Raw genomic sequence first — 14574 nt, forward strand, 5'->3', positions numbered from 1 at the left:
CTCGCCGTTATGCTGCATCGCCGAAGAAAGCCGGATGGAACGCGACCATGCCCGACGGGACTTCACCGTGCAAGGGCAGGACGAGGAAATATTCGGGCGGAACACCCGTCGTCGTGAGCTCCGGCCGGGCGGTGAAACCGAACCGGTTGTAGTAGTCCGGTTCCCCGACCAGGGCGAAGCCCGAAGCGCCTTGCGCCTCCAGTCTTGCCAGGCCCTCGCGCATGAGCGCCGAGCCGATCCCGCTTCTCTGCCGGCCGGGCGCCACCGAAATCGGCCCGACACCGTACCAGCCGCCCTCACCGCCCGACAGCGTCACCGGCGAGAAGGCGACATGGCCGACGATCTGGCCCTCGTCCTCGGCGACCAGCGAAAGCGTGAGTTTGCCGAGCCGTCGCAGCCGCTCGATGATCAGCGGCTCCGACCCGTCGCTGTAGGGATGGCCGGTGAAGGCAGCCGCGGTGAGCGCGCCGATGGCGGCTTCGTCCCCGGGCGCTTCCGGCCTGATCCTCATTCGACGGTCACCGACTTTGCCAGATTGCGCGGCTGGTCGACGTCGGTGCCCATGAACACGGCGGTGTGATAGGCGAGCAACTGGATCGGCAGCGAGAAGACCATCGGCGAGATGACTTCCGCGACATTCGGCAGGATGATGGTCGCCATGGTCTCGAGCTTGGAGGCGGCGGCCCCCTTGTCGTCGGTGATGAAGATGATCCGGCCGCCACGGGCCGCCACTTCCTGCATGTTCGAAACGGTCTTTTCGAAGAAGCGGTCGTGCGGAGCAATGACGATGACCGGCATGTTCTCGTCGATCAGCGCGATCGGGCCGTGCTTCAGTTCGCCGGCGGCATAGCCTTCGGCGTGAATGTAGGAGATTTCCTTGAGCTTCAGCGCGCCTTCCATGGCCAGCGGATAGCTGGTGCCGCGGCCGAGATAGAGCACGTCCTTGTATTTCGACAAGTCGCGCGCCAGCGCTTCCATCTGCGGCTGGATGGCATTCAGCACCTGGCTCATGATACGCGGCATTTCCGCCAGGCTCTTTACCAGCTGCTTCTCCTCGTCCGCCGAAATCGTCCCGCGCGCCTTGCCGGCAGCGATCGCCAGCGAAGCGAGAACGGCGAGCTGGCAGGTGAAGGCCTTGGTCGAGGCAACGCCGATCTCCGGCCCGGCGAGAATCGGGAAGATGGCATCGGCCTCGCGGGCGATGGTCGATTCCTTGACGTTGACGATGGCGCCGATCTTCAGGCCTTCGTCATGGCAGTAGCGCAGCGACGCCAGCGTGTCGGCGGTCTCGCCCGACTGCGAGATGAACAGTGCCGCCTGGTCCTTGGACAGCGGCATTTCGCGGTAGCGGAACTCGGACGCGACGTCGATTTCGACCGGCAGCCGTGCATAGCGCTCGAACCAGTACTTGCCGACCAGGCCGGCGAGATAGGCCGTGCCGCAGGCGGAGATGGCAAGGCCGCGCAGGTTCTTGAAGTCGATCGCCTCGTCGATCGGCTTGACCGAGTGGCTGTGGAAATCGACATAGTGCGACAGCGCGTGCGAGATGACCTCCGGCTGCTCGTAGATTTCCTTTTCCATGAAATGGCGGTGATTGCCCTTGTCGACCACGAAGGCGGTCGCCTGGGAAATCTGGTGCGCGCGCTCGACCGGATTGCCGGAGAAATCGATGATCTCCGCGCCATTGCGGTGAATGATGGCGCAGTCGCCGTCGACCAGATAGGCGATCTCGTTGGTGAACGGGGCGAGCGCGATCGCGTCCGAGCCGAGGAACATCTCGCCCTTGCCGAAACCGACGGCGAGCGGAGGCCCGAAGCGGGCCGCCATGATGGTGTCCGGATCGTCGGCGAACATCACGACGAGCGCATAGGCGCCCTTGACGTGGTTGAGCATGGCGAGCATCGCGGCGCGATTGTCGAGGCCCTTGCGGCGGTACTTGGCGATCAGCTGGGCGACGATCTCGGTATCGGTCTGGGTGGTGAAGACAGCACCTTCGGCCGTCAGCTCGTCGCGCAGCTCGGAGAAGTTCTCGATGATGCCGTTATGGACGACGGCGACGCCGTCGACGAAATGCGGATGGGCATTGGTCTCGTTCGGCACGCCGTGGGTCGCCCAGCGAGTATGGGCGATGCCGATCGTGCCGGACAGCGGCTCGGAATCGAGCTTCTTCTCGAGGTTGAACAGCTTGCCCTCGGCGCGGCGGCGATCCATCACGCCATTGTCGATGGTGGCGACGCCGGCGGAATCATAGCCGCGATATTCGAGCCGCTTCAGCGCGTCGACGAGACGCCCAGCAACCTGTTGATTACCGACAATACCGACAATGCCGCACATACACTTCTCCGTCTGGCTTCATCCTGGGCGCCAGTCCTAATGGTTTTGCCGATTTGCGCAATCCGCGCAGCGGTCACATTCGATTTCGCAACGTTACGCAGTCGCAGCAATCAGGACTTCGCGCTGCGGGAGGCCTTGAGCGCGTCGTTGCGGGCGCGGATCGCCTTGGCCCGTTCCGGCTTGATTTCCTGGCGGGCGCGGCCGAGCGCCAGAGCGTCGGCGGGCACATCCTCGGTGATCACGCTGCCGGAGGCGACAAAGGCGCCGGCGCCGACCGAGACTGGCGCGACCAGCGCGCTGTTGGAACCGATGAAGGCCCCATCCCCGATCCGCGTCTCGTGCTTGTTCACCCCGTCATAATTGCAGGTGATGGTGCCCGCGCCGATATTGGCATTGGCGCCGATGACGGCGTCGCCGATATAGCTCAGGTGGTTGACCTTGGCGCCCTTGCCGATCTCGGCCTTCTTCACCTCGCAGAAATTGCCGACCTTGGCGCCTTCGGCGAGATTGGCGCCGGGGCGCAGCCGGGCAAACGGCCCGACGGTCGCGCCTGCTGCCACATGCGCGCCCTCCAGATGCGAAAATGCGTGAATGACAGCGCCACCCTCGACGGTGACGCCGGGACCGAACACCACGTTCGGCTCGATCAGCGCATCCTGGCCGATCTCCGTGTCATGGCTGAGGAAGACGGTTTCCGGTGCGATCATCGACACGCCCGAAACCATCAGTTCGTGGCGGCGGCGTTCCTGCCACAGTCGCTCGATCACCGCGAGTTCGGCGCGGTTGTTGCAGCCCGTCAGCTGGTCTTCCGGCGCATCGACGGCAACCGTGCGGCCGCCGAGCGAGCGGGCGATCTCGACGAGGTCCGTCAGATAGTATTCGCCCTTGGCGTTGGAATTGCCGATGCGGGTGAGGAATTCGAGCGCCTTGCGGCCGTTGATCGCCATCAGGCCGCTATTGCACCAGGTGACCGTGCGTTCGGCGTCCGAAGCGTCCTTCTCCTCGCGAATGGCGATCAGTTCGCCGTCCTTGACGAGCAGGCGGCCGTAGCCGGTGGGGTGGGCGGTGTGGAAGCCGATGACGGCCACGTCATTGCCCTCAGCCAGCGCGGCCCGCGCCGCCAGGAGCGGTTCGGCGGTGATCAGCGGCACGTCGCCATAGGCGACGAGAATATCGTCATAGCCGCGGGCGATGGCGTCGCGCGCGGCGAGCACGGCATGTCCCGTGCCCAGCCGCTCGGTCTGGATGAAGGGCGTGACGTTGACGCCGCCGATGCTGCCGGCCTTCGCAACCTTCTCCGTATCGCGCCCGACCACCAGCGCCACGTCGCTGATGCCGGACGATGCGATGCTCTTCATCACATGCGCGATCATCGGCAGGCCGGCGACGGGGTGAAGCACCTTCGACATGGACGATTTCATGCGGGTGCTTTCGCCTGCGGCGAGGATGACGGCGAGACAGCTGCGGCTCATGATTACTCCCAGCGGGTAGGACAGGATTCGAAAAGATCAAGCGATGGCAGTCTCATAGCAGCAACCGTTAGACGGAACCAACAGCAAAAGGGGCGCCGCAAAGCAGCGCCCCTTTCAAAAATCATTGCAGCCGGAATTATTGCGGCAGCTTGTCGTCGACGCCGGCGATGTAGAAGTTCATGCCGAGCAGCGCGCCGTCCTCGGCCTTTTCGCCGTCCTTCAGCCAGTCCGAACCGTCCTGCTTCTTGATCGGACCGGTGAAGGGATGCAGTTCGCCGGACTTGATCTTGGCTTCGATGTCCTGCGCCATGGCCTTCACGTCGTCGGGCATGTTGGTGTAGGGCGCCATGGTCAGGATGCCGTCCTTCAGGCCGTCCCAGATCTGTTCCGACTTCCAGGTACCGTCGAGGAGCGCCTGGGTGCGCTTGATGTAGTAGGCGCCCCAGGTGTCGACGATCGCCGTCATCTGGGTTTCCGGACCGGCCTTGATCATGTCGGATGCCTGGCCGAAGGCCTTGATGCCGCGTTCGGCGGCAACCTGCATGGGCGCGGTGGTGTCGGTGTGCTGGGTCAGGATGTCCACGCCCTGGTCGATCAGGGCCTTGGCGGCGTCGGCTTCCTTGCCCGGGTCGAACCAGGTGTTGGCCCATACGACCTTGACCTTGAACTCCGGATTGACCGACTGGGCGCCGTGCATGAAGGAATTGATGCCCATGACGACTTCCGGGATCGGGAAGGAGGCGATGTAGCCGGCGACGCCCTTCTGCGACATCTTGGCGGCGATCACGCCCTGAATGTAGCGGCCTTCATAGAAGCGCGAATTGTAGGTCGCGACATTGTCGGCGGCCTTGAAGCCGGTGGCGTGCTCGAACTTCACATCGGGGAACTTGGCGGCAACCTTGACGGTGGCGTCCATGAAGCCGAACGAGGTGGTGAAGATCAGCTTGCAGTCGGAGCGGGCGAGGCGCTCGATGGCGCGCTCTGCATCGGGGCCTTCCGGAACGCTTTCGAGGAACGGCGTTTCGATCTTGTCGCCGAAATGCGCCTGCAGCTGCTGGCGGCCGATGTCGTGGGCCTGGGTCCAGCCGCCGTCGGTCGTCGTGCCGACATAGATGAAGCAGACCTTGGTCTTGTCTTCGGCCTGGGCAGAGGCCGCGAAACTGCCGAGAACGGCAGCGCTCGTGGCGAGTGCGATAAGCATCTTTTTCATGGGGAACCCCTTCTGGTTGTTGACAAAGGCTTGTGTTTTTACCGGTCAGGCACGAACGGCTTGCCGAGCGAGGCCGGAGTGTTGATCAGCGTGGTGCGCCGATTTTGCGAGATAATCACGAGGACCACAATGGTCGCCGCATAGGGCAGCGCGGAAAGAAGCTGCGAGGGTAAACCGATGCCGAAGGCCTGGGCGTGCAGCTGGCCGATGGTGACGGCGCCGAACAGGTAGCCGCCGGCCAGCACCCGCCACGGCCGCCACGAGGCGAAGACGACCAGCGCCAGCGCGATCCAGCCGCGGCCGGCGGCCATGTTCTCGACCCATTGCGGCGTGTAGACGAGCGACAGCTGGGCGCCGGCGAGCCCGGCACAGGCGCCGCCGAACAGCACCGCGAGATAGCGGGTGCGGATCACATGGATGCCGAGTGTGTGGGCGGAACCGTGATTGTCGCCGATCGCTCGGAGCGTCAGGCCGGACCGCGTGCGGAACAGGAACCAGTTCACCCCGACCACCAGCAGGATGGACAGGTAGAAGATGAGGTCCTGCCTGAACAGCAGCGGGCCGAGGAACGGGATGTCGGCCAAAAGCGGAATGGCGATCGGCTGGAGCTTGACGCCGGGTACGCCGACGAAGCTCTCGCCCAGCATGCCCGACACGCCGAGACCGAGAATGGTGAGCGCCAGACCGGTCGCCACCTGATTGGCGACCAGCGTCAGCGTGAGGAAGGCAAACAGCAGCGAGAAGACGGCGCCAGCAAGGATACCGGCACCCACCCCGATCAACGGCGAGCCGCTCAGCTGCGCGACGGCGAAGGCGCAGACCGCGCCGATGATCATCATGCCCTCGACGCCGAGATTGAGCACGCCCGAGCGTTCGGTCACGAGTTCGCCCATGGCGGCGATGACGAGCGGCGTGGAGGCCGTGATGACGGTGAGCAGGATGGCTTCGAAGATCATCATCGGCCGGCCCCCGCGATGAGCGCGCGGCCTTTGCCGAGCACGATCTTGATGCGGTAGTGGATCAGTGTGTCGCAGGACAGCACGAAGAACAGCAGAAGCCCCTGGAAGACCCGGGTCACCTTGTCGGAGACCCCGATCGACAACTGCGCACCCTCCCCGCCGAGATAGGTCAGCGCCAGCACCAGACCCGAGGCGATGATGCCGAGCGGGTTGAGGCGGCCGAGGAAGGCGACGATGATCGCGGTGAAGCCGTAGCCGGGGGAGATCGACGGCTGGAGGTGGCCGATCGATCCCGAGACCTCGGAGATGCCGGCAAGCCCCGCCAGCGCCCCGGAAAACAGCATGGAGAACCAAATCATGCCGCGCGAGGAGAAGCCGGCGAACCGCCCTGCCCGCTCCGACTGGCCGAGCACCACAACCTGGAAGCCCTTCAGCATGTAGCGCATCATGAACCAGACGCCGACGGCGGCGATGATGGCGAAGGCGAAGCCCCAGTGCGCCCGGCCCGACGACAGCATTTCCGGCAGCACGCCCTCGGTGACGAAGGATCGGCTCTGCGGGAAGTTGTAGCCCGCCGGATCGCGCCAGAGGCCGCGCACCAGCCAGTCGAGGAAGAGCTGGGCGATATAGACCAGCATCAGGCTGGTGAGGATTTCATTGGTGTTGAACCGCGCCTTGAGCAGCGCCGGGATCGCCGCATAGAGCGCGCCGCCGACCATGCCGAGGATCAGCATCAGCGGCAGGAGCAGCGGCGAATGCCATTCGTAGAACACCACCGGCAGGAACGAGCCGGTGATCGCGCCGATGGTGAACTGGCCCTCGGCGCCGATATTCCAATTGTTCGAGCGGTAGGCGACCGACAGGCCGACGGCGATCAGGATCAGCGGCGCCGCCTTGATGGCGAGTTCATGCAGCGACCAGACCTCGAGCAGCGGCTCGATGAAGAAGCTGAACAGCGCGTCGACCGGGTCCTTGCCGAGCAGGGCGAACATCAGTCCGCCGAAGATCACGGTGAGCGCCAGCGCGACGAGCGGCGACACGATCGCGAAGAAACCGGACATGCCGGGTCGGCGTTCGAGTTCAATGCGCATTCGCCGTCTCCAAACCGTGCATGCCGCCCATCAGGAGGCCGATCTTCTCGCGCGTCATCGTCGCTGCCGGATAACTCTGCGACAGCCGGCCCTCGGAAATGGCTGCGATCGTGGTCGCCACCTCGAAGATCTCGTCGAGGTCCTGGCTGATGACCACGACCGCCGATCCGGCGCGCGCCAGGTTGATCAGCGCCTGACGGATGCGGCTGGCCGCCCCTGCATCGACCCCCCAGGTGGGCTGGTTGACGATCAGCACGGCCGGCTGCCGGTCAAGCTCGCGACCGACGATGAATTTCTGCAGGTTTCCGCCGGACAAGGAGCCTGCGGCCGGATCGGCGCCGCTCTTGCGCACGTCCATCGCCTCGCAGATGCGCTGCGTCGCGCCCTTCACCGCCTCGTGGCGGATCAGTTTCAGGATCCCGCCCGAGAGGAAGGATCGCGCGTCCGACCGGTTGCGGGCGAGTAGCAGGTTGTCCGACAGGGGAAGCGCCGAGACGGCGCCGTGGCCGTTGCGTTCCTCGGGCACGAAACCGGCGCCGAGCAGGCGGCGGCCGTTGATGCCGGTCCGCCCGACAGCGCGGCCGCGAATGCGAACGGCGTCGTTGTCCTCGGTCGTGTATTCGCCGGAGAGCGCATCGAACAGCTCACCCTGACCGTTGCCCGCCACGCCGGCGATCGCCAGCACCTCGCCGGCGCGGACGCTCAGCGACAGGTTCTTGAGTTCCATGGCAAAGGGCGTGCGCGGGCGAAGTGTCAGGTTACGGACTTCCAGCTGCACGTCGCCGGCCGTCACCGCGTCGTCCCGCATCACGGTCGCGACTTCGCCGCCGACCATCATACGGGCAAGGGTGGCCGGCGTCTCGCCGCGCGGATCGCAGGCGCCGGTGACCTTGCCGTGGCGCAACACGGTGGCACGGTCGCAGATGCGCTGCACCTCTTCCAGGCGGTGGCTGATGTAGAGAACCGAGCGGCCTTCGGCCTTCAGCTTGAACAGCGTCTCGAACAGCTTGTCGGCTTCCTGCGGGGTAAGGACCGAGGTCGGCTCGTCGAGGATGATGAGTTTCGGGTTCTGCAGCAGTGCCCTGACGATCTCGATCCGCTGCCGTTCGCCGACCGAAAGGTCGGCGACATGGGCGGCCGGATCGAGCGGCAGGCCGTAGGCCTTGGAAAGCTCGGCGGCCTTCTGCGAGATTTCGTCGATCGACACGTTTTCGTCGAGCGCCAGCGCGATGTTCTCCGCGACGGTCAGGGCCTCGAACAGTGAGAAATGCTGGAAGACCATGCCGATGCCGAGGCGCCGTGCGGCGGCGGGCGAGACGATGTCCTCCGGCTTGCCCTTCCAGCAGACGCGGCCGGATGTCGGGGCAAGAATGCCGAACAGCATCTTGACCAGGGTCGATTTGCCGGCGCCGTTTTCGCCGAGCAGCGCGTGGATCTCGCCATGGCCGATCTCAAGGTCGATACCGTCGCAGGCAGCGAAGCTGCCGAACAGCTTGGTCAGCCCCTCGACGGCCAAAAGTGGCTCGGTGTTCGTCATGTCACCCTTCGGCACAGTTCCCTCTTGCGCTCGCACCGCAGCCCCCAAGCGTGCCGATCAAAGCGAAAAACGATATTGATACGCGCTTTGCGCCATCCGGCAACCGACCCGTCGCAACTTTTTTTGCACATGCACATTGAAGCCGGCGGTTCAGGACTTCGACCTGCCGAGGGAGGGAAACCATTGCAGCACCGCGCCGATGCCATAGAGGTAGATGCCGGTGATGATGAAGCCGAGAGTCACCCAGTCGGGGGTGTGGAAATGCTTCAGAAGCGCATAGCCGCCGAAGCCGCACCACAGGAAGAAGACCGCCAGATTGAGGGACCTCAGCCGCTGGACGCGCACCGGATGGAGGAAATGGATCGGCAGGAAGGTCAGGACGACGGAGGCGATGACCACCACCAGCGCGGTCGTCGCATCGGCGTCGATGACGAACAGCGTGAACACGATCATGTTCCACACCACCGGAAAGCCGGAGAAGAAATATTCGTCGGTCTTCATGCCCATGTCGGCATAGTAGATGGCGCTCGACACCACGATCATGCCGGCGGCAACGAAGGACCAGGGCTCGCCGATCATGCCGCTCTGGTAGAGCGCAAAGGCCGGAAGAAGCACATAGGTGACGTAGTCGATGATGTTGTCGAGCGTATCGCCCGACCAGTTCGGCAGCACTTCCTTGACCCGCACCTTGCGGGCGATCGGCCCGTCGATGCCGTCGACCAGAAGCGCCAGGCCCAGCCACCAGAACATGTCGACGAAGCGACGCTCGGCGGCCGCGACGACACCCAGGAAAGCGAGGAACGAACCGGAGGCGGTCAGAATGTGGACAGAGAAAGCACGCATTTCCGCGTAAGGCACCCGCCGATAATTGAAGATCTTCATATCCGGTTTCTGCCCCGCTCTTCGCCCTGCGATTTCGTATCGACCGAAACCGCATTTTTTGCAACCGCGTTGGCGAAAGATGAACACATTTAGCGGGCTCTGCTGCCGCAGGCAGGATGGAGGCCTGCGCCAATTCGGCTTATGGATTTCTGCGTGCAGGCGCTCTAGATAGAGTGAAACTCAAGAGGTGGCCAAGATGAAAGAGTTCGATATCGCTGTGGTCGGCGGCGGCCTTGCCGGCTCCATCGCCGCGGTGGCCCTTGCCCGGGGCGGACGTCGCATTGCCTTTGTCGCCCCGCCGACCGGTGGCGACCGGCGCACCACCGCGCTGATGGATCAGTCGGTCCGGATGATGGAGCGGCTCGGCCTTTGGGACGCGGTCAGTCCTTCGGCGGCTGCGCTGTCGACCATGCAGATCGTCGACGGTACCAACCGTTTGCTGCGCGCACCCGTCGTCGCCTTTCGCAGCGCCGAGATCGGGCTGGACGCCTTCGGCTACAACATGCCCAACAGCGCCCTGCTAAAGGTTCTGGGCGACGCAGTCGCGGCCGAGCCCAACATCACGCTCCTCCCCTCAGCCGCCGAAGACATCGCCTTTGGCCCGGACAAGGTTGTGATACAGCTTGCCGGCGGCGAGAGCCTGGAAGCGGCTTTCGTCGTCGGCGCCGACGGTCGCAAGTCGAAGGTCCGCGAAAGTGCAGGCGTCGGCGTGCGCACCTGGTCCTATCCGCAGACGGCCGTCGTGCTGAACTTCGCCCACACCGTGCCGCACCGCAACGTGTCGACCGAGTTCCACGGCGAAAGTGGCCCCTTCACCCAGGTGCCCCTGCCCGGCCAGCGCTCCAGCCTCGTCTGGGTGGTCGATCCGAAGGAAGCCGAGCGCCTGCTCGCGCTCACGAATGAAGACCTGTCGCGGGCGGTGGAAACCCGCATGCAGTCGATGCTGGGCAAGGTTTCGGTCGAGGACGGGGTTGAGGCCTGGCCGCTTTCCGGCATGACCGCCAATCGCTACGGCGCGGGCCGCGCCGCCTTCATCGGCGAGGCCGGTCACGCCTTCCCGCCGATCGGCGCGCAGGGGCTGAACCTCAGCCTGCGCGACATCGCGGCACTCGAAGACATCCTGTGCGATCGCACCGGCCAGCCGATCCCCGCCGATGCCGGAGATCGCTTCGACGCCAAGCGCCGCGTCGATGTGATCAGCCGCACGGCGAGCGTCGACCTGCTCAACCGCTCGCTCCTTTCGAGCCTCCTGCCGGTGCAGATGCTGCGGGCGGCGGGGTTGCAGGTGCTCTCCAGCGTCGCGCCGCTTCGCCATCTGGTGATGCAGGAAGGCGTTTCCCCCGGCCGCGCGCTGCGTTCGTTCCCGAGCTTCTTACGGGAAAAGATCCGGCGGTAGGATCCCGTTGGTGATGGCGTAGAGCAGGCCTGAGACCGACAGCACCGAAAGCACGGTGGTGATCAGGATGGTGGCCGAGGCGCGCTCCTGCCAGACGCCGTATTGCTGACCGATGACGAAGACATTGGTCGCCGTCGGCAAAGAGGCGAGCAGGACTGCGGTGAAGATCCACAGCGGATCGAAATTGCCGGCCAGCCCGAGCACGACATAGACCAGCAGCGGATGCAAAAGCAGCTTGATCGGCACGATATAGCCGATCTCGGCGGGAATGCGCTTCAGCGGGCGCAGCGCCAGCGTCACGCCCATGGCAAACAGGGCGCACGGGGCGGCCGCCTGCGCCAGATAGTCGATCAGCCGCTGCAGGGCGAGCGGCGGCTCAAAATTCAGCCCGGCGGCGAGGAAACCGATCGCGGTGGCGATGATGAACGGGTGGTAGGCGATCTTCTTGGCGACATCGAGCGCCACCCGGCTGCGCAGCCGCTCGTCGCCGCCGGCAAAGGCCATCAGTGCCGGCGCGGCGATGAAATGGGCGGCATTCTCGAAGCAGAAGATCAGCGCCACCGGAACGGCGGCGGCTTCGCCGAAGGCCAGCAGCGCCAGCCCCGGTCCCATGTAGCCGATATTGCCATAGGCCCCGGCCAGCGCCTGGATGGTGCAGTCGGGTATCGTATTGCCGCGCACGAACCGTCCGATCAGGAAGACGAGAACGAAGATCGCATAGGTGGCGGCGAGCGAGGCGGCGATGAAGTCGACGCGGGTCAGTTCCTCGATCGGCGTGCGCGACACCAGCTTGAAGAACAGCGACGGCAGCGCGATGTAGATCACGAAGAAGTTGAGCCAGCCGAGCGCCTCGGCGGGCTGGCGCGTCAGCCGGCCGGAAACATAGCCGATCAGGATCAGCCCGAAGAACGGCAGGACCAGTGCGATAATGTCTGCCAAGCCACCGCTCCTCGCATTCCGGGGCCGGACGTATGCGACCCTTCGTCTTCGGCCTTAGCCGATTTGCGACAGGATTGGAAAGGTCTGCTGGAACCAAATCGCCATGTCGGCGACGAATCCGAAGATAAAGGCAAGCCCGGTGAGAACGAGCAACCCGCCCATGATCTTCTCGACCAGGCCGAGATGCCTGCGGAAGCGAGTGAGGAAGCGCATGAAGGCGCCGGAAAAGGCAGCCGCGATCCAGAAGGGCACGGCGAGACCAAGCGAGTAGACGGCGAGCAGCATGGCGCCCTCGCCGACCGTGTCACGCGCGGCGGCCACGCCGAGGATCGCGCCGAGCACCGGACCGATACAGGGCGTCCAGCCGAAGGCAAAGGCCAGGCCCATGACATAGGCGCCCGACAGCGTCGCCGGCTTGCCGCCGCCGGAGATTCGCATCTCGCGCGACAACAGCCCGATGCGGAAGACGCCGAGGAAGTTGAGGCCCATGATGATGATGATGACGCCGCCGATCTTGGCCAAGAGGTCGAGATGCTGGCGCAGCAGCGTGCCGATGGTCGAGGCGCCGGCGCCGAGCGCGACGAACACGGTGGCAAAGCCGAGGGTGAAGGCGAGCGCCGAAAACATCACCGCGCGCCGCGCCTGGCGGTCCTCAGTCGCCACCCCGCCGCCGCGGAACTGGTCGACGGAGATGCCGGCCATGTAGCAGAGATAGGGCGGGACAAGCGGCAGGACGCAGGGCGACAGGAAGGACAGCGCCCCGGCGAACAGCGCGCTGAGCAGCGAAATCTCGGCAATCGACACGAAGCAAACTCCCTTTGCGGCCCGGTGCCGCCTTCCTAGCGCCGTCGTCCCCTGCTTGCCAATCACCTTTCCGTTCGCTGCGACAATTGCGCGCCATCTTCTCCGCCGTGCCGAAAATTTCGGTTGACCGGCAAGGGGCACCTGCCTATGTAACGCACACTTCCGCGGGGACGCCACGTCCCCCTTGGGAGAGCGTAGCTCAGCCGGTAGAGCAACTGACTTTTAATCAGTAGGTCCAGGGTTCGAATCCCTGCGCTCTCACCATTTCTTCCCTTGTCCATACCGAAGACATAGGTAACAGTTCGTCCCCCAGACATGGGCGACAACCGCGGCCGGCCGATGCGCAATCTCGGCGATCCTGGGCAAACCGGTCACAACTGCGATTCGAGCGGGAGCAGTCCGGTAACAGTCGCGACGAAGCGACGCCAGTAGCTGGCGCCCGGTTCATCGTGCTCGGGCGGGCTGTCGGGTTCGCCGTTCCATTGCAGGGCGCCGTCCTCGATACTCAGCCGGTAGGCATGGGTCGGCCCGCTATGGGTGAGGAACTCGCGCCGCACTTCGGCCGCCAGATCCGCATGACGAAACAGCACGCCCATTTCGGTATTGAGCGCGATCGACCGCGGGTCGTAGTTGAACGAGCCGATGAAGCCGGTCCGGTCGTTGACGGTGAAGGCCTTGGTGTGCAGGCTGGCATTGCTGGAGCCGAACAGCGAGATCCGCCCCGGCCGGCTTTCCGCCTTCAGCTCGAACAGATCTATCCCGCTTTCGAGCAAGCCTTCCCGGTAGCGGGCATAGGCGCCGTGGACGGCGGCGACGTCGGTCGCTGCGAGCGAATTGGTCAGCACCTTGACCTTGGCCCCGCGCTCGACCAGGCGGCGCAGGCTGCTTGCGCCCTCGTCGCCGGGGATGAAATAGGGCGATGTGATCTCCAGGCTGGTGGTCGCAGAAGCAATGACCGGATCGATCGTCTCGTTGAGCCAGCTCTGCTGCCCGACATCGAGAACCTTTTCCGGCGGATCGGAAACCACCTCCGCCGAGGCCGTCCAGTGCGTGGCACCTCCGGTCACCAGCGCCTTGGCCGCCCCCTCTCCTTGCCTCAAGCGGGACAGGTAGAGCTTTGCCGGCTCGCTCGAGGCCGCCTGCTCCAGCCGCGCCCGCAGTCGCGTGAGCTCCCGGTGTTCCGGATCCGACAGGCTGCGGATCGGCAAAACGACCGGGCTGTTCCAGAAGCGGTCGAAGATGGTCGCGGTCTGGTCGACCGCCGGGCCGACCATGGAAACGTCGAGATCGCGGAAATTCGCGGTGTCGGACGCGCCGAAATAGGCGTCGCCGATATTGCGCCCGCCGACGATTGCCAGCCTGCCGTCGGCGATCCAGGCCTTGTTGTGCATGCGTCGCATGACCGTCAGGATGCGCAGCGCCATGTCCATGCCGCGCGCGAGCGTGCTGTCACGGCTGAGCGCCGGATTGAACAGCCGGACCTCGATATTGGGATGGCTGTCATAGGCGAGATAGACGTCGTCACCGCCGCGCGCATTGATGTCGTCGAGCAGGATGCGCACCCTCACCCCGCGATCGGCCGCGGCCAGCACCTCCCGGCCGAGAAGCCCGCCGGTGAAATCGTCGCGCCAGTAGTAATATTGCAGGTCGAGGCTGCGGCCGGCAGCGCGCGCCGCATGGGCCCGGACCGCGAAGGCGTCGACATCGTCGGAGATCAGCCGAAGCCCGCTCTCGTCCGGGTGGTCCACCGTCAGCGGACCGATCTCCCGGTCGAGCGGGGTCTCGCTTTCGGCGACCGGCAGCGCAAAGGACGCCGGCCCGCGTGCCTGCGCGGCGAACCGCCCGTAGAGATAGACGGCAAGCCAGGAGGCAACGGCAAGAGCGACGACGCCGATCAACACGATTTTCGCAATGCGCAAGTCTGACCTCCGGAACCCCGCTGCAGCGCTC

Annotated in this window: 12 protein-coding genes and 1 tRNA gene; 2 read left to right on the top strand and 11 right to left on the bottom strand. The window is 65.0% G+C overall.

What is annotated here, in order from left to right; genetic code table 11:
* Positions 1-7: 7 nt before the first annotated feature.
* The 8 genes from L867_RS0101490 to pcsA form a co-directional block, all read right to left on the bottom strand.
* Positions 8-511 carry a GNAT family N-acetyltransferase gene (locus tag L867_RS0101490; protein ID WP_028735235.1) on the bottom strand — a complete coding sequence of 168 codons (504 nt, stop codon included), beginning with the start codon at positions 509-511 and terminating at the stop codon, positions 8-10.
* Positions 508-2334 (bottom strand): glutamine--fructose-6-phosphate transaminase (isomerizing), encoded by a 1827-nt coding sequence (glmS, locus tag L867_RS0101495; RefSeq protein WP_028735236.1) that lies wholly within the window; start codon positions 2332-2334, stop codon positions 508-510. The genes L867_RS0101490 and glmS overlap by 4 nt, the downstream gene beginning before the upstream one ends.
* Positions 2335-2444: 110 nt before the next feature.
* Entirely contained in the window at positions 2445-3806 is a 1362-nt protein-coding gene (gene glmU / locus L867_RS0101500) for a bifunctional UDP-N-acetylglucosamine diphosphorylase/glucosamine-1-phosphate N-acetyltransferase GlmU (protein WP_028735237.1), read from the bottom strand.
* Between the two features lie 136 nt (positions 3807-3942).
* Complete coding sequence (locus L867_RS0101505; protein WP_028735238.1) at positions 3943-5016, bottom strand: BMP family ABC transporter substrate-binding protein; 1074 nt, start codon at positions 5014-5016, stop codon at positions 3943-3945.
* Positions 5017-5054: 38 nt separating this feature from the next.
* Positions 5055-5975 (bottom strand): ABC transporter permease, encoded by a 921-nt coding sequence (locus L867_RS0101510; protein WP_028735239.1) that lies wholly within the window; start codon positions 5973-5975, stop codon positions 5055-5057.
* Positions 5972-7066: an ABC transporter permease gene (locus L867_RS0101515; RefSeq protein ID WP_028735240.1), complete on the bottom strand. Its 1095-nt coding sequence runs from the start codon at positions 7064-7066 to the stop codon at positions 5972-5974. The genes L867_RS0101510 and L867_RS0101515 overlap by 4 nt, the downstream gene beginning before the upstream one ends.
* Entirely contained in the window at positions 7056-8603 is a 1548-nt protein-coding gene (locus L867_RS0101520) for an ABC transporter ATP-binding protein (protein WP_037172298.1), read from the bottom strand. Before L867_RS0101520 ends, L867_RS0101515 begins: the two co-directional genes overlap by 11 nt.
* Positions 8604-8753: 150 nt before the next feature.
* The gene (gene pcsA / locus L867_RS0101525; RefSeq protein WP_028735242.1) at positions 8754-9485 is read right to left on the bottom strand and encodes a phosphatidylcholine synthase; all 732 of its coding nucleotides are present in this window, start codon (positions 9483-9485) and stop codon (positions 8754-8756) included.
* Between the two features lie 196 nt (positions 9486-9681).
* Between pcsA and L867_RS0101530 the strand changes: the two genes are divergently transcribed.
* Positions 9682-10881, top strand: coding sequence for a UbiH/UbiF family hydroxylase (locus tag L867_RS0101530; protein WP_028735243.1), 1200 nt, complete (start codon positions 9682-9684; stop codon positions 10879-10881).
* Here L867_RS0101530 and L867_RS0101535 read toward each other — a convergent pair.
* Positions 10858-11820: an AEC family transporter gene (locus L867_RS0101535; RefSeq protein ID WP_028735244.1), complete on the bottom strand. Its 963-nt coding sequence runs from the start codon at positions 11818-11820 to the stop codon at positions 10858-10860. The two genes, L867_RS0101530 and L867_RS0101535, sit on opposite strands and share 24 nt — an antisense overlap.
* Before the next feature lie 54 nt (positions 11821-11874).
* Positions 11875-12624 carry a cytochrome c biogenesis CcdA family protein gene (locus L867_RS0101540; RefSeq protein WP_028735245.1) on the bottom strand — a complete coding sequence of 250 codons (750 nt, stop codon included), beginning with the start codon at positions 12622-12624 and terminating at the stop codon, positions 11875-11877.
* A 188-nt stretch (positions 12625-12812) separates the two neighbouring features.
* Here L867_RS0101540 and L867_RS0101545 point away from each other — a divergent pair.
* A tRNA-Lys gene (locus L867_RS0101545) sits at positions 12813-12888 on the top strand.
* Positions 12889-12995: 107 nt separating this feature from the next.
* Here L867_RS0101545 and L867_RS0101550 read toward each other — a convergent pair.
* Positions 12996-14543: a phospholipase D family protein gene (locus tag L867_RS0101550; protein WP_028735246.1), complete on the bottom strand. Its 1548-nt coding sequence runs from the start codon at positions 14541-14543 to the stop codon at positions 12996-12998.
* Between the last annotated feature and the right edge of the window lie 31 nt (positions 14544-14574).

The organism is Paenirhizobium selenitireducens ATCC BAA-1503 (assembly GCF_000518785.1).
Taxonomy (GTDB): domain Bacteria; phylum Pseudomonadota; class Alphaproteobacteria; order Rhizobiales; family Rhizobiaceae; genus Allorhizobium; species Allorhizobium selenitireducens.